This window comes from Pseudodesulfovibrio mercurii, assembly GCF_000189295.2.
Classification (GTDB): domain Bacteria; phylum Desulfobacterota; class Desulfovibrionia; order Desulfovibrionales; family Desulfovibrionaceae; genus Pseudodesulfovibrio; species Pseudodesulfovibrio mercurii.
Genome location: NC_016803.1, coordinates 1,844,390 through 1,859,459, shown reverse-complemented (window position 1 = coordinate 1,859,459; position 15,070 = coordinate 1,844,390). Strand labels below are relative to the sequence as shown.

General features: G+C 62.9%; 16 protein-coding genes and 2 pseudogenes. 15 read left to right on the top strand and 3 right to left on the bottom strand.

Annotated features, from left to right (window positions below):
* Positions 1-3: 3 nt before the first annotated feature.
* The 7 genes and pseudogenes from DND132_RS08460 (at position 4) to DND132_RS18205 (ending at position 5,094) form a co-directional block, all read left to right on the top strand.
* The gene (locus DND132_RS08460; protein WP_014322305.1) at positions 4-1,392 is read left to right on the top strand and encodes a sigma-54-dependent transcriptional regulator; all 1,389 of its coding nucleotides are present in this window, start codon (positions 4-6) and stop codon (positions 1,390-1,392) included.
* Between the two features lie 500 nt (positions 1,393-1,892).
* Positions 1,893-3,266 (top strand): RHS repeat domain-containing protein, encoded by a 1,374-nt coding sequence (locus DND132_RS18680; protein ID WP_014322304.1) that lies wholly within the window; start codon positions 1,893-1,895, stop codon positions 3,264-3,266.
* Between the two features lie 48 nt (positions 3,267-3,314).
* Positions 3,315-3,752: a hypothetical protein gene (locus tag DND132_RS18475; protein ID WP_041915752.1), complete on the top strand. Its 438-nt coding sequence runs from the start codon at positions 3,315-3,317 to the stop codon at positions 3,750-3,752.
* Positions 3,635-3,940: pseudogene (locus DND132_RS18900) on the top strand (RHS repeat-associated core domain-containing protein); the annotation flags it as partial. The gene DND132_RS18475 and the pseudogene DND132_RS18900, both read left to right, overlap by 118 nt.
* 33 nt (positions 3,941-3,973) lie before the next feature.
* Positions 3,974-4,360 (top strand): hypothetical protein, encoded by a 387-nt coding sequence (locus DND132_RS18215; protein ID WP_148266967.1) that lies wholly within the window; start codon positions 3,974-3,976, stop codon positions 4,358-4,360.
* 248 nt (positions 4,361-4,608) lie between these two features.
* Positions 4,609-4,785: pseudogene (locus DND132_RS18820) on the top strand (RHS repeat-associated core domain-containing protein); the annotation flags it as partial.
* A 57-nt stretch (positions 4,786-4,842) separates the two neighbouring features.
* Positions 4,843-5,094, top strand: a complete 252-nt coding sequence (locus DND132_RS18205; protein WP_148266966.1) for a hypothetical protein — start codon at positions 4,843-4,845, stop codon at positions 5,092-5,094.
* 447 nt (positions 5,095-5,541) lie between these two features.
* Here the strand turns inward: DND132_RS18205 and DND132_RS08435 are convergent, their stop codons facing one another.
* Positions 5,542-6,723, bottom strand: coding sequence for a hypothetical protein (locus DND132_RS08435; protein ID WP_014322303.1), 1,182 nt, complete (start codon positions 6,721-6,723; stop codon positions 5,542-5,544).
* A gap of 65 nt (positions 6,724-6,788) precedes the next feature.
* On the opposite strand from DND132_RS08435, the gene DND132_RS08430 reads away from it, so the two are divergent.
* The 5 genes from DND132_RS08430 (at position 6,789) to gltX (ending at position 12,126) form a co-directional block, all read left to right on the top strand.
* On the top strand, positions 6,789-7,415 hold the full coding sequence (locus tag DND132_RS08430) for an MBL fold metallo-hydrolase (RefSeq protein ID WP_014322302.1): 627 nt from the start codon (positions 6,789-6,791) through the stop codon (positions 7,413-7,415).
* Between the two features lie 190 nt (positions 7,416-7,605).
* The gene (locus DND132_RS08425; RefSeq protein WP_014322301.1) at positions 7,606-8,850 is read left to right on the top strand and encodes an OprD family outer membrane porin; all 1,245 of its coding nucleotides are present in this window, start codon (positions 7,606-7,608) and stop codon (positions 8,848-8,850) included.
* A 94-nt stretch (positions 8,851-8,944) separates the two neighbouring features.
* Positions 8,945-10,012 (top strand): HDOD domain-containing protein, encoded by a 1,068-nt coding sequence (locus DND132_RS08420; RefSeq protein ID WP_014322300.1) that lies wholly within the window; start codon positions 8,945-8,947, stop codon positions 10,010-10,012.
* A gap of 121 nt (positions 10,013-10,133) precedes the next feature.
* Positions 10,134-10,355 (top strand): NifU family protein, encoded by a 222-nt coding sequence (locus DND132_RS08415; protein WP_014322299.1) that lies wholly within the window; start codon positions 10,134-10,136, stop codon positions 10,353-10,355.
* Positions 10,356-10,728: 373 nt separating this feature from the next.
* Positions 10,729-12,126: a glutamate--tRNA ligase gene (gltX, locus tag DND132_RS08410; RefSeq protein ID WP_014322298.1), complete on the top strand. Its 1,398-nt coding sequence runs from the start codon at positions 10,729-10,731 to the stop codon at positions 12,124-12,126.
* Between the two features lie 83 nt (positions 12,127-12,209).
* Here gltX and DND132_RS08405 read toward each other — a convergent pair whose 3' ends face one another.
* Positions 12,210-12,503 (bottom strand): SHOCT domain-containing protein, encoded by a 294-nt coding sequence (locus tag DND132_RS08405; RefSeq protein WP_014322297.1) that lies wholly within the window; start codon positions 12,501-12,503, stop codon positions 12,210-12,212.
* Positions 12,504-12,793: 290 nt separating this feature from the next.
* Positions 12,794-13,009 carry a 50S ribosomal protein L28 gene (gene rpmB, locus DND132_RS08400; protein WP_014322296.1) on the bottom strand — a complete coding sequence of 72 codons (216 nt, stop codon included), beginning with the start codon at positions 13,007-13,009 and terminating at the stop codon, positions 12,794-12,796.
* 193 nt (positions 13,010-13,202) lie between these two features.
* Here rpmB and DND132_RS08395 point away from each other — a divergent pair, with 193 nt between their 5' ends.
* From DND132_RS08395 to plsX, 3 genes are all read left to right on the top strand, one after another.
* On the top strand, positions 13,203-13,742 hold the full coding sequence (locus tag DND132_RS08395) for a YceD family protein (RefSeq protein ID WP_014322295.1): 540 nt from the start codon (positions 13,203-13,205) through the stop codon (positions 13,740-13,742).
* A 66-nt stretch (positions 13,743-13,808) separates the two neighbouring features.
* Entirely contained in the window at positions 13,809-13,988 is a 180-nt protein-coding gene (gene rpmF / locus DND132_RS08390; protein WP_014322294.1) for a 50S ribosomal protein L32, read from the top strand.
* Positions 13,981-15,030, top strand: a complete 1,050-nt coding sequence (gene plsX, locus DND132_RS08385; protein WP_014322293.1) for a phosphate acyltransferase PlsX — start codon at positions 13,981-13,983, stop codon at positions 15,028-15,030. Before rpmF ends, plsX begins: the two co-directional genes overlap by 8 nt.
* Positions 15,031-15,070: the final 40 nt, after the last annotated feature.

The following is a 15,070-nucleotide window of genomic DNA, read 5'->3' as shown; positions in this document are numbered from 1 at the left end:
ATCATGAACGAAGAACGTATCGCGCTGATCGTCGATGACGAGCCGGGCCATCGGATGATGGTCCGCGCCGTGCTCGAGGACGACGGCTGGACCGTGCTCGAAGCCGAATCCGGCGAGCGCGCCCTGACCGTGCTGGCCGAGGAAGCCGAGTCCGACACCTACCCGGACGTGGCCATGGTGGACATGAAGATGCCCGGCATGGACGGCATGCAGCTGCTCAAGGAGCTCCAGGTCCGGCGGCCCTCCATGCCCGTGGTCCTGCTGACCGCCTTCGGCTCCGTGGGCAGCGCCGTGGACGCCATGAAACGCGGGGCCTTCGACTACCTGACCAAGCCCGCCGACAACGACGAGCTCACGGCCGTGCTCGGCAAGGCCTTCGAATACCACAAGCTTTTGGACGAAAACGCCCGGCTGCGCGCCGAGGTGGGCGGCGAGCCCGACTTCATCGGCGTGAGCCCCGGCATTGAGCGGGTGCGTGACCTCATCGCCCAGGCCGGGCCCACCGAGGCCACGGTGCTCATCCTGGGCCAGAGCGGCACCGGCAAGGAGCTGGTGGCCGAGGGACTGCACCGGGCCAGCCAGCGGGCCGACAAGCCGCTCATCAAGGTCAACTGTGCGGCCCTGCCCGACGACCTCCTCGAATCCGAGCTCTTCGGCTACGAGAAGGGGGCCTTCACCGGGGCGGTCAAGGACAAGCCCGGCCGGTTCCAGCTGGCCGACGGCGGCACCCTGTTCCTGGACGAGATCGGCGAGATGCCCGCCGCGCTCCAGGCCAAGCTCCTGCGCGCCCTGCAGGAAAAGACCGTGGAGCCGCTCGGCTCGGTGCGCACCATCCAGGTGGACACCCGGATCATCGCGGCCACCAACCGCAACCTCAAGCGGGAGGTCGAGGCGGGCCGTTTCCGCGAGGACCTCTACTACCGGCTGGCCGTGCTCGAGATCCGCATCCCGCCGCTCTGCGAGCGCAAGGAGGACCTGCCGCTCCTGGTCAGCTTCCTGCTCCGGCGGCTGGGCAACAAGAACAACAAGATCATCCGCACCGTGACCCCGGCCTTCCTCGACGCCCTGTCCGGCTACGACTGGCCCGGCAACGTGCGCGAACTGGAGAACGTCCTGGAACGCGCCCTGATCCTGTCCCGTTCCGATGCGCTGGGCCCGGACCTCCTGCCGCCCCAGATCACCGGGGCGCGCGAAAACGTCATCGACATGGAATTCACCCACGGCGGCCGTCCCGCCCCCACCCCCGCCAACCTCGAAGAGGCCGAGAAACAGGCCATCATCCAGGCCCTCGAGGAAAACGGCAACCACCGCGAGCGCACCGCCGAGGCCCTCGGCATCAGTCGCAGGACCCTTCAGTACAAGTTGAAAAAATACGGACTGACAAGACGTTAGGGGGGCTCCCTTCGGAGAACGGGGGGGCGGCTTGCGATAGCGGCGCATCTGCACATTTTTTCCGGCCGGGCCAATCCTCACGTAGACGGCTACGCTGCGGTTGCCCCGGCCGGAAGAAAATGCACAGCTGCACCACTCTCGCAAGCCTAGTGCGAGCGCGGGGGAGAGAGCCGCTGTCGGGTGCTGCGCACCCGAATCGCTCCAAAGAGGTAAGACAGGGCCTTCGACTCTATGTTGAGTCGGAGGTCTTTTTGTTGGGGGTGCCCACCCCGCGAAGCGGCGCCAAAAAGCTTTGAAGAGGGGTCCAGGGGGGAAACTTTCTCGAAAGTTTCCCCCCTGGCCGCCGGAGGCATTCCTACTCCCTGTCAAGTTGCTTTTTTATGCTTATCGGGCGCTTTTGGGCGTCATTCTTCGACAAAACAGGGTGTTGGCGAAAACCGGGGGTATGCTGGTTCGGATTCCCGGGGATGGGCCTCGGGGACGAAACCAACGGAGGCCGAATGAGCATACCGTATACCCTGGAATTGAGGCGCGACCCGGACGGGCACATTGTGGAGAAAATCGAGACCGTCAGGGGGCGGAAGTCCGTCTGGGCCTACGCCTATGACGGGGACGGACGGCTGATCGAGGCCAAACTGGACGGGCGGGTCATCTGCCAGTGCTGGTACGACCGGGAGGGCCGCCGGGTGCGGGACTATCTGCCCGCCACGACCGGGCCGAATTATCGGGATTACCAGTATACTCAGGACAACCGGCTGATGCGAGCCGGGTCCGGGCAGTATTCCCACGACGAGCGCGGCTTCCGGTCCATCTGGTCGGACAGGGGCGTGTACACCCTGTACGAGTACAGCCCGGACTACCGGCTGCTCAAGGCCGAGGAGGAAGGCCGGGGCAAGGCCTTGACCTTTGCCCACGACGGTGACGGGCGGCGCGCGGCCAAGTACCTGAATGGGCAGATGGTCGAGGTCTACCATTGGCTCGATTTCGTGCGCCTGGCCGCGTTCCACGACGGGCGGCACGGTTACGAGTTCGCCTACCGCGAGGGCGAGCGCACGCCCTACGCCATGCGCCGCGACGACGGGACCGTGGCCGGGCTGTTCTATGACCAGGTCGGCTCCCTGCGCGTGGTTGCCGACGTGGACGGAAACGTGATAAAGGAGGTCCTGTACGATCCCTTTGGCGGGATCATCGAGGACACCAACCCGAGCCTGCGCCTGCCCCTCGGCTTCGCGGGCGGCCTCCACGACCGGGACCTGGGCTTCGTCCGCTTCGGCTGGCGCGACTATGACGTCCGGACCGGCCGCTGGACCGCGCCCGACCCCATCGGGGACAAGGGCGGCGACCCGGACTGGTACGGGTATTGTTTGGACGACCCGGTGAACGGGGTTGATCCGGCGGGGTTGGAAACCAAGGGAAGCGGCATATCCGCATCTCTGGACGGATTTGGCGGAAGCATAGGAGGGGGAGCAGCCTATGTAACTGACGAAAAGGGAGCTTCCGGTGTCGAGCTTTTCATGGACTATGGGGCATCATCCGGGTGGAATCTGTCAGGAGAAGCCTTTCATCAGAAAACGAATGCTTCCGACATAGGCCAGTTGGAAGGAACGTCGAACAAAGCAGGTGGGAAAGTCGTTGTTCCCATTTTGGGATTAAAGCCTGAAGTGGGCGGGGAAGCGGTCAAGGGAGATGGCTATACCGGAAAATCTGCCAGCCTCGGGGTAAGTGCGGGCTGGTCGCCTCCGATGGAGACGCATGTGAAACAAGAGAAAAGCATCGTCATCGAGAATCCGTTTTCAAAATTTGGCGATTGGTATGACGGCCAAATCCGGAAAAGAATGGACGAACGCTTTGGGACTAAACGAGGTATTCGCTAAAGAGTAAAGAAGGCCGGGAGAAATATACTCCCGGCCTTTGGAGGAAAAATGCAAGAAAAAGCCCGCGTTCTGTTTTCAATTTGGTTTTTTAGGATATTTCTTTTCGCTTTCGGGACGAGTTGCCTTTTCTTTGGGGTATTTATATTGCCGACGACTCCTCTTGCAATCCTTTTCATCCCTATTGGCATCTTTATACTCCGTTTTTTTGCCCGTATAGTCCTTCCAGAAAGCTTTCGCCACGATTGCATTGAATACAATTCATTGTTCGGGAAAGGAAGAATATTATTCAATGAGATACGCTACGCCAGGATATGGCAGGCTAGCTACACGGACATGACGATAAAAAATGTAATTATTGTACTCCCCGGATTTTTGAATTTTTACTATCTGCTGAGCACAAAAGAAAACAACTTGGTCAAGGAACTGAATATGCGTGGCATCCAAAAAAGATCGATGCTTTTTTCTTCGGAGGTACACTTGGAATAGCTATCCAGGCCGTCAGCAAGGGCTTCGCGGGCGGCCTGCACGACCGGGACCTGGGCTTCGTCCGCTTCGGCTGGCGGGATTACGACGTCAGGACCGGCAAATGGTCCGCGCCGGACCCCATCGGGGACAAGGGCGGCGACCCGGACTGGTACGGGTATTGTCTGGACGACCCGGTGAACGGGGTTGATCCGGCGGGGTTGGAAGGCGGATTTTGGGATGGCGTGAAGAAAATCGAAGCGGGCTTCGGCAAGCTGTGGGACAAGGCCCCGGCCGGTATCGGTGAGGCCGTTACCAAGGGCGTGAAGGGGGCTGGCAAGGCATTGAGCAAAACGGCGGACGCCTTTGCCACCAACAAGGATTTGCAAAAATATACGGCGATCGCCTTAGGTGCGGGGGCTCTCCCCATCGTGGTGGCGGGAGCGGTCGAAGGGGCCCCCGCTGTTTTAGGGGCGGCCATGCAGCATCCGGATAAGCTCGCGGCCGGTGCAGATTTCGTATCCGGTTTTTTTGATCCGGGTCCTCCTCCGCAAACACCTGCAGGAGTGGCGGGAAGTGGTGTTAGGAAAGGAGTAGAGGAAATTGTGGATGTATGGAGGAAGAGACGGTGAAGCGAATCAAGTTGTGGGAAATAACCATGGCAACCCTCTTTGTCTTTATCGGAGTGGCCGGTGTGTCCAAAGGGGAAATGTATCGTTGGGATGTCCCTGTCCTGTATCCTCGACTGTTTGGCGGCTCACTCATCGTCATTGGCGTTGGGATTCCCATCCTGGCTTGGATTCTCCGTTCTCCATCCCGCAATCGGGGAAATAACAAATAATACAACCGCCCTGTCAATCCGGCAGGGCGGTTAAATCGCCTGCCCATCGGCTTCGCGGGAGGTCTCCACGACCGGGACCTGGGCTTCGTCCGCTTCGGCTGGCGCGACTATGACGTCAGGACCGGCCGCTGGACCGCGCCGGACCCCATCGGGGACAAGGGCGGCGACCCGGACTGGTACGGGTATTGTCTGGACGACCCGGTGAACGGGGTGGATCCGGCGGGGCTGTGGACAAACGAGTATGGGGAGCAAATCTCAAAAGGGAGAACGATAGTGGAAGTGCTGCCCGACCCGATCGCAACACCGTTAATGGGGCATTACACCAAGAAAAAAATCAAACAAGGGCTACGGGAGCGAAAGAGTGAATATACAGATGAGAATGATTGGAAAATGAGGAAAAATCTTGATGATGAAGCAGATGGCTTTGGCCTTTGGGATGGCATCATGAGTACTTATAGGTTCAGTACTGATAAAGACACCATAGACTATCACCACAACAAAGCTAAAAATAAGATTGGGAAATAGCCTGCACTGAGAGCGTGGGGACAATATTTGTCCCCACGTCAAATTGTATGGAGTAGCTATGAGATCACTATTATACATTATCATCATTTTGTCATATGTCATTACTCAGATTTTAAAGTTAACACAATTCCATGAACACCTTGTATTATTTGCAGCCTCAGCTGCAAGCGTTGTTGTTTTCTCCACGGCAAGCTATTTTACTTGGAAAAAAGTCCGTTTTTTTCGGTTTATCACTAGTGGATACCTAGCCTTTGCCGGACTTTTCATGCTGTCTTTGTTTATCTCCCCCGTTATTGATTCCGTTGCATTGCGCATTCTTTTTGTACTGATGGGTCTGTTCTGGATCGCATCTTCCATCTGGATTCTGAAAGAATACTCTGTAAAATAATTAAGTTAGGCATGGCCTTCCGCTCCTTGGCGACAAGGGCGGTGACCCGGCGATCCCGGTCAGCTCAGGGCATGCGCCCGGATTTCGTCCAGGCGGGCCAGGTAGTCGGCTTGGTACAGGGGGCCGTTGGCGGTGAAGGCCTCGGCGGCCGGGCGGTGGGTGTCGCAGAAGGTGGCCAGGAGCGGATTTTTGAAGATGCGGCCGTAGGCCCGGATCATGTGCAGGGTGTTGTGGCACACGGGCATGAACTCGCCGGACGCGGCCAGCAGGGGGGTGCGGTCGCGCGCGAGGTCCATGAAGAAGCTGCCCACGGCCTCGGCCCAGGGGTAGTTGCGCTCGCTGGCGAAGCGGTCGATGACCGCCTCGTCGTCCAGGACCGAGGGTTGCCATGGCCGGTTCCACTCGGGCGGCACGGTCTCGTTCGCCGCGTAGCGGATTTCCCCTCCCTCCGCGAAGGCCACGACCTTGCGGGCCAGCCCGGCCCACAGCGGGCCCACGTGCTCCACGTCGCGCGAGGCGCGCAGGCCGATCACCGCGCCGTCCCGCTCCGTGAGCTCGATCTTGAGGAACGGGCAGTGCGCCTCGATGCCGTCATCCGACTCCCGCCAGATGCCGCCGAACACGCGGTTCGCGTCGAGCACGCGCACGCCCAGCTCCCGCTCCCAGACCGCGTAGTGGGCCGGGGCCTCGCGGCTCAGGGCCGCCCAGTTCTCCAGGTAGGAGTAGGGTGCCGGGCCGAAGGCCGGGTAGTGGCCCAGGCGGGTGACCAGGAGCATGGGCGTGGCCGGGAAGCGCTCGCGGAGCAGGGCCAGGAACCGGCCGAACCGGGTCAGGTAGGTGGCCGGGTTGGGCGCGATGGCGCGGCAGCGGGCATCCATCCGGGCGGCCAGGGCCGGATCGTCGCGCCAGGCCGCCGGGTTCATGTGAAAGATGAAGCCGTCCTCCGTGTGCAGGAAGAGCGGGGCCGTCTCGTGGAACAGGTTCACGACCAGCAGGGCGGGCGGCTCGTTTTCCCGTCCGGGCACGTCGAACCGGCCGAACTGGTATTCCGGCTGGCGGCCGTTGAACGCGTCGTCGAGCCGGTGCTCGCGGACCATGCTGGCCAGGGCGGGAGGGACCCCGTCCGGGTGGCTGGCGTGGGTCATGGGCGAGGCCAGCTCGAAGTGGGCCACGGACGGGCCGAGCCCGGCCACGGAGCGGGACAGGAAATCCATTTGACAGTTGCCCAGGAAGTACAGCATGCTTATCCTTGCGAAATCGTTAACGTCATCTTCTGCATACGCGGACAGGCGGAACAGGGCAAGCCATGGCCAGACTGACCATAGAGACCTTCATCCTCGGACCGGACGAGACCAACTGCTACCTGGTCTCCATGGGCGGCCGCGCCGTGGTCGTGGACGTCGGCCTGGAGCCGGGCCGGTTGATCGAGCGCATCAAGGCCCTGGGCCTGGCCCTGGAGGGCGTGTACCTGACCCACTTCCACCTGGATCATATCGGCGGGGTCAAGGAACTCCTTGAGGCCCATCCGACCCAGGTCTTCGCCAGCGCGGAGGACGAGTTCCTGCGGGACCTCTCCTTCGAGGCGGGCGGCAACCGGGAGTTCGCGCCCTACATCGATTTCCCCTACGCCGCCCTGGAGCCGGGGCGGCGCACCGTGCTCGGCCAGCCCATGCTCGTCCTGGACACGCCGGGACACACGCCGGGCGGGCTGTCCTACTTCTTTCCGGCCGCGGGGTGCGTGTTCGTGGGCGATGTGCTGTTCATGATCGCCGTGGGCCGCACCGACCTGCCGCGCGGCGACTCCTCGGCCCTGCTTTCCTCCATCCGCTCGCGCATCTTCACCCTGCCCGACGACACCCGCGTCTACTCCGGGCACGGGCCCATGACCACCGTGCGCCATGAAAAGGCGAACAACCCGCATTTCATCTTTTGACGGACTCCGGAAAAAGGGTGCGGCAGGCCCCTGCGCGGCGCGGCGGTTGCCGCGCGAAGACCGGTGAGTATCGGCAATCATGTTTTCCCGGCTTGATCCTTTGGGCAATCGGGGGCATACAAGAGGACAGGCTTTCGCCCCGCCAGGGGCGTCCGTCCCGGTTTCAACGCTTCAACCAAGGAATGTCGCCGTGTCCGTGAAATGTTCGCACCTTGTCCTGGCCTGCCTCCTGTCCCTGGTCCTCGCCCAGCCCGCCCTCGCCGCCGAGGAGAAGACCGTCTCCCCGTACGGCACGGTCACGGGCCAGGCGCGGCTCTACTATTTCACCCAGCGCAACAAGGGCACGGGCCAGGAGTTCGACGTCATCAAGGAGTCCCTGGCCCTGGGCGGCTGGCTCAAGTACGAGACCCCGTGGCTTGAGGACCACCTCGGCCTGGGCGTGGCCCTGTACGGCACGGCCCCCCTGACCGGCGAGCTGAACCAGCCGGACCAGGGCGGCACCGGCCTGCTCACCTCGGACAACGAGGGCTTTGCGGTCGTGGGCGAGGCCTACGTCAAGGCGCGCTATGAGAAGACCGAGGCGCGCATCTGGCGGCAGCGCATCGAGACCCCGTTCATCAACAGCAACGACAGCCGCATGCTGCCCCAGAGCTTCGAGGCCTACGGCCTGAAGTCCGGCGACATCGACAACCTGGAGCTGTCCGTGTTCTGGGTGGACAAGGAAAAGAAACGCGACAGCGATACGTTCAAGTCCATGAGCAATGTGGCCGGACTCACGGACGTCAACCGGGGCGTGTTCATGACCGGGGCCGACTGGAAACCCTTGGCCAACCTGCCGACGCGGTTTTGGAACTACTACGCCCCGGACTTGGACAACACCTTCTTCACCCAGTTCAAGTACACCTTCGGCGATCCCGAGGGCGTCGAGTACGCGGTGCTCGTACAGGGCGTGAGCCAGAACAGCGTGGGCGAACAGCTGGCGGGCAGCTACAACACGGGCGAGCTGGGCCTCATGGGCACCGTCAAGTACAGCGGGTTCACCTTCGACCTGGGCGCGTCCATCGTGGACGACTCGGTGGGCATCCGCAACTCCTGGGGCGTCTATCCCTTCTTCAACAACCTCATGAACTACTCCTTCAACCGGGCCGGGGAGAAATCGCTCCTGCTCGGCGTTGCCTACGACTTCTCGCGCATCGGCTGGGACGGCTACCGGGCGGACATCAAGGCCGGTTTCGGCGACACCCCGGACACGGGCTTCAATGCCACCTATGATCGCAGCGAGTACGACCTGGACATCTATTACGACTTCGACGGCGACCTCAAGGGAATGTCGCTGCTCAGCCGCTTCTCCTACCAGGACGCGGACGAGAGCATGGGCGGCAGGGACGGCTACCAGGTCCGGCTGCGGCTGCAATACAACTTCCAGCTGCTCTAGATCGTGTGCCTCCGGGGCAAAAAACGCTTCATATTCTACGTGCTTTCTATTATGTTGCTGACGGCTGGCTTCCATAACCACTGAGGATCTACTGATGGCAGAAGAAAGCTCCCGGGTGAAGGCCGAGACCGCGATTGCGCCCGAAGCCCTCGAAGCGGCGAAGAGACTGCTGACCAAGCGGTTCAAGTTCATCAAGAAACCGGACGACTCCCTGAAACGGCTGGCCCGTCTCGGAGTCAGGCGCGTGGCCCGCGACATGGCCGCGAACCCGCACCGGTACGAAGTGCTCGAGGCCGAGTCGCCCCTGCCCGAGGTCCGGCCCCTGGACCCGCTGGACATCCTGCGTCACGACCACCAGCTCCCGGCCCTGCCGCAGGTCTTCCTTGAACTGCAACAGGCCATCGGCTCCCGGTCCACCTCGGCCGACGACCTTGCCGAGATCATCGGCCAGGACCCCGGCCTGACCGCCTTCCTGCTGCGCATGGTCAACTCCGCCTTCTACTCCCTGCCCATGCAGATCGACACCATCTCGCGGGCCGTGACCGTGGTCGGCGTGAACCAGTTGTCCACCCTGGCCGTGGGCACCTCGGTCATGTCCCTGTTCAAGGACGTGCCCGCCGACGTCATCGACATGGAGCAGTTCTGGAAGCACTCCATCTGCTGCGGGCTGATCGCCCGCCGCCTGTGCCGCATGACCGGCAAGGGCGACCCGGAACGCGCCTTCGTCTCCGGCCTGCTGCACGACATCGGCCAGCTCATCCTGCTCCAGGTGGAGCCGGAACGGGCCACGGCCGTGCACGCCCATGCCCGGGCCAAGGACGTGGTCCTGTTCGCCGAGGAAAAGGTCCTGCTCGGGTTCGACCACGCCACCCTGGGCGGCATGCTCCTGCGCAAGTGGAATTTCCCCTACATCCTGGTCTCTGCCGTGCTCGAACACCATCAGCCCAAAGCGGGCCACAAGGAGCCCGAGCCGCTCCTGGTCCACTGCGCCGAGACCATCGCCACCGGCCTGGGCGTCGGCTCCAGCGGCGAGTTCTTTGTCCAGCCCCCGTCCGCCGAGGTCTGGGCGTCCATGAACTTCACCCCGGACCAGATGGACGAGATGGTCGAGGACCTGGACGAGGAGCTGGACGAGGCCTTCGCCATCCTCCTCGACCGCTAGCCGGGCCGCCGGAAACCGCGTCCCCATCCTCCGCAACGACACGCCGCGCGCGCCGGGTTTGACAACTCGCGCGCCAGGCCGTAGATGTTCCGTCCGAACCCGAATGAACGGAGGTTTCGTCATGCAGAAGAAAGTGGAAGCCGTGCTCGACAAGGTCCGCCCCATGCTCCAGGGCGACGGCGGCGACGTGGAGCTGGTTGAGGTCACCGACAACGGCATCGTCAAGGTCCGCCTGACCGGGGCCTGCAAGGGCTGCCCCATGTCCCAGATGACCCTCAAGAACGGTATCGAACGGATCATCCTCAAGGAAATCCCCGAAGTGAAGGGCGTCGAAGCCGTTTAGTAAGGAAGATGCCTCCCCCGGCCCCCCATCCCTCCGCTCCCCCCGAAACTTTTTGTGTCGCTTCGCGAAGGGGAGCGGTTTTCGTGGGGACGGTGCCCGGCATCCCGAAGGGCGGGGCACGGATGCGGGCCGACGCACGGCCCTGCCGAAGGCACAGAAGAAGTTTTGGAGATTCTCAAGAACCTTTTCCAAAAGGTTCTTGAGCGGGTCCAGGGCAGCGCCCTGGCCGCCGGAGGCATCCCTCGGGGAGCGTCGGCGACCCATATATTTGTAATGATCGCCGCGTTCGCACCATCCGCGAAGCGGCGCCAAAAAGTTTTGGAGATTCTCAAGAACCTTTTTCAAAAGGTTCTTAAGCCGCCGGAGGCATTTCATGAGCAAAGTCGTTTCCCGTTTCGCGCCGAGCCCCACGGGGTTCCTGCATATCGGCGGTGCGCGCACCGCGTTGTTTTCCTGGCTCCTGGCCCGGTCCATGGGCGGCGAGTTCCGCCTGCGCATCGAGGACACGGACCGCGAGCGCTCCACGCAGGCCGCGACGGACGCCATCATCGATTCCATGCGCTGGCTGGGGCTGGCGCACGACGGCGAGATCGTCTTCCAGTCCGAGCGGGCCGACCGGCACAACGAGGTCATCGACCAGCTGATCGCGTCCGGCCACGCCTACTACTGCGACTGCAGCAAGGAGGCGGTGGACGCCATGCGCGAGACGGCCATGCGGGAGGGCCGCAAGCCCAAGTACGACGGCACCTGCCGGGACAAGGGGCTGACCTCGGGCGTGGTCCGGCTGAAGGCCCCGCTGGAGGGCGCCACCGGGTACAAGGACATGGTCAAGGGGTTCATCTCGGTGGAGAACGCCGAGCTGGACGACATGATCCTGCGCCGTTCCGACGGAACGCCGACCTACAACCTGGCCGTGGTGGTGGACGATCACGACATGGGCGTGACCCACGTGCTGCGTGGCGACGACCACGTCAACAACACCCCGCGCCAGATCCTCATCTACCGCGCCCTGGGCTGGGACGTGCCGGAGTTCGGCCATGTGCCCATGATCCTGGGTCCGGACAAGAAGAAGCTTTCCAAGCGCCACGGCGCGCTGTCGGTCATGGAGTACGAGAAGATGGGCTACCTGCCCGAGGCCGTGACCAACTACCTGGCCCGGCTGGGCTGGTCCCACGGCGACCAGGAGCTGTTCACCATGGACGAGATGGTCGCGCTGTTCACCACGGACGGCCTGGGCAACTCGCCGTCGGTCTTCGACCTGACCAAGTTCGAGTGGGTCAACGGCCAGTACATGCAGAAGGCGGACCCGGACCGTCTGGCCGGGCTGCTCTGCGACTTCCTGGCCCGCGAGGTGGGCGAGGAGGAGGCCAAGTCCGTGAGCCGCGCCCGGTTCGCCAAAATCGCGCCGCTGCTCCAGCCCCGGTCCAAGTCCGTGCTCGATATGCTTGAACAGGCGCGCCCGTTCATCGTGGACGCCTCGTTCCTGGCCTACGACGAGGCCGCCGTGCAGAAGTTCCTGACCGCCGAGACCAAGCCCATGCTTGAGGAGATCGCCGAGCGCATGGAGGGTTTGGCCGAGTTCACCGAGCCCGCCCTGGAGGAGCTGCACAAGGCGTTCATCGAGGAGAAGGGCATCAAATTCAAGGTCATCGCCCAGCCCATCCGCGTGGCCATCACCGGCAAGACCCAGTCTCCGGGCCTGTTCGAGACCATGGTCGTGCTCGGCAAGGAGCAGAGCCTGGCCCGCATCCGGCGGGCGGTCGAATTGTAGGCCGCGCGCCGATCCAGAGAAAAGGGAAGGCCCCCGCCGGAAACGTTCCGGCGGGGGCCTTTACATGGGGAGGTGTGTATGTCCTAGCTGTTGCCGAGCTCATCCTTCATGGCGCGGTACGTCTCCCGGTCGATCTCGCCGGAGGCGTAGCGGCGCTTGAGGACATCCTGCGGCGTGCCCGGTCCCGAGTGTGTGGCGGGTCTGCGGAACAGGCGCACCGTGAAATAGACGATCAGGCCGAGGATCAACAGCTGGATAATTCCTCCGAAGGGAAAACCGAAGCCCATGCCCATGGACCCGGCCCAGCCCCCGAACCCTCCGCCGTGCCACAGTCCCGGACCGGGACACCAGTTCCCGAATGCAGTGAAATAATCCATGATGCCTCCAGAGCGTGTTTGCCCTGGGAAAAGCATGGAGCGTGCCAAATGGGTTAAGCTGTTATTTCAGGGTGTTGATTGAAACAGGCGATGACGGGAAAAGTGCAAATGTGCAATCATTTGCGCCCCCGGCCGGAAAAATTCTGCACAGGGAGAGGTGGGGCCGGGCGAGTCGGGGATGGGAACGGCGGAGCGGCGCGATGCGTCGGGCCGCGCCGGTCACGGGACGCAAAAAAGTTGCCGCCGATTCGTGTCGGCGGCAACTTCTTGCACTCGAAAAGTGTGGCGGCCTAGGATTCGGTCGTCTTGTTGGCGACGGGCTTGACCACGGCGCCGTTGCGGATGCAGCGGGTGCAGGCCTTGATGGACACGACCTGGCCGGACTCAAGCTGGTGGCGCACCTTCTGCAGATTGGGCATGAAGCGGCGCTTGGTCTTGATGTGGGAGTGGCTGACGTTGTTGCCGGTCTGGGGACCCTTTCCACAAATATCGCAAACCTGGGACATTGCGACCTCCTGGTGTATTCTTAAGGAAATAGTTCGTTTTCGTTTGTTCAGCGTCGCCGGATCATGGTAGCTTCTCCGAGCGGCGGGAGAGAATCCTTACCGAGCCCCGCGACAAATGGCAAGGGTTTTTTTCTTGACAGGGGATTTTATTACCATATAGGAAGCACCGGTTGTCCGGCCTCGGAGCCGGGCGGTGAACACGGAGAACATCATGGTCGAGAACTGGCTGACGATCAGCGATATTGCCGCAGAGGGCAAGGACTTCACCTTCGACGATCAGGACTTCTGGCGCGATGCGTGGCGTCGGTTCAAGCTGGACCTCAGGCCCGGCCGCGACCTGGTGGCCGAGTTTTCGGTCCTGCCCCAGTCCGACGACGGGGCCCTGGTGCGCGGCACGCTCACCGGCTCCGTGCAGCTCGCCTGCGACCGCTGCGCCGAGTATTTCGACTACGCCATCGAGGCGCAGTTCGACGCCTTCGAGCAACTGCCCGACGGCGGGGAGAGCGATGGCGAGCCGCGCATGCGCGTGGAGAACGGCCTCCTGCAGCTCGACATAGGCGCCATCCTCTGGGAGGAGTTCGCCCTGGCCCTGCCGTTCAAGCCCCTGTGCTCCGAGGAGTGCGCGGGCATCTGCCCCGGCTGCGGCGCCAACCTCAATACCGGCCAGTGCACCTGCCAGCCGGAAGAGGGCGACGAAAGGCTTGCGGTTTTCCGCGACTTGAAGATAAAGTAACGCCCCTTGCCCGGAGTCATGCTTCGCGGCATATGGTTGAGAACAAATCAATACGAGGTATATATCATGGCTGTCCCCAAGAAAAGAACGTCCAAGTCCCGCAAGGGAATGCGCCGCGCCCACGACAAGGTCGCCACTCCGAACGTCATCTACTGCGAGTGCGGTGAACCCACTCTGCCCCATCGCGCCTGTTCCGTCTGCGGCACCTACAAGGGCCGTCAGGTGATCGACGGCGAAGATGCCTAGCAACGAGCCGATTCTGGCGCCGCGCATCGCCGTGGACGCCATGGGGGGCGATTACGGGCCCCGCATCGTTGTGCCCGCCGCGGTGGCCGCCGCGCGCGAAGGCATCTCCATCGTGCTCGTCGGCGACGAGGAGCGCGTCCGGGCCGAGCTGGACAAGCTCGACGCCAAGGGGCTGGACATCGAGATCGTCCATGCCTCCCAGGTGGTCGAGATGGACGACAAGCCCGCCGACGCGCTCAGACGCAAGAAGGACTCCTCCATCCAGGTGGCCTGCCGCCTGGTCAAGGAAGGCCGCGCCCACGGCGTGGTCTCGGCCGGACATTCCGGGGCCACCGTGGCCTGCGGCATGTTCGTCCTGGGCCGCATTCCCGGCGTCCTGCGCCCGGCCCTGGCGGGCATCATGCCCACCGAGAAGAAGCCCGTGGTGCTCATCGACGTGGGGGCCAACGTGGACTCCAAGCCCCAGCACCTGCTCCAGTTCGGCCTCATGGCCGACGTCCTGGCCCGGCACGTCCTGGGCTTCGACAACCCGTCCGTGGGCATCCTGTCCATCGGCGAGGAGGAGGGCAAGGGCAACGCCGCCGTGCGCGAGGGTTTCGAGCTCTTCAAGCGCTCCCAACTGCGTTTCATCGGCAACGTCGAGGGCCGCGACATCTTCACCGGCGAGGTGGACATCGTGGTCTGCGACGGCTTTGTGGGCAACGTGGCCCTGAAGCTCTCCGAGGGGCTGGCCCGCTCCCTGAGCCGCATCCTCAAGGACGAACTCAAGTCGAGCTGGCTGTCCATGCTCGGCACGCTGCTCTCCTTCGGGGCGTTCAAGCGGTTCAAGAAGCTCGTGGACTACGCCGAATACGGCGGAGCGCCCCTGCTCGGCCTGCGCGACATCGTCATCGTGGCCCACGGCAAGTCCAACGAACTGGCCGTGACCAACTGCATCCGTATGGCCGCCACCAGCGTGCGCAACAATGTCCACGGCCACCTGGCCGAGGGGCTGGCCGCCCACAAGGAACTGGCCGCCAAGCCCGACAGGAACGCGGCCTGACGCCTCCCGCACCCCGCGGGATGTGAAAAATCTTGCGCAG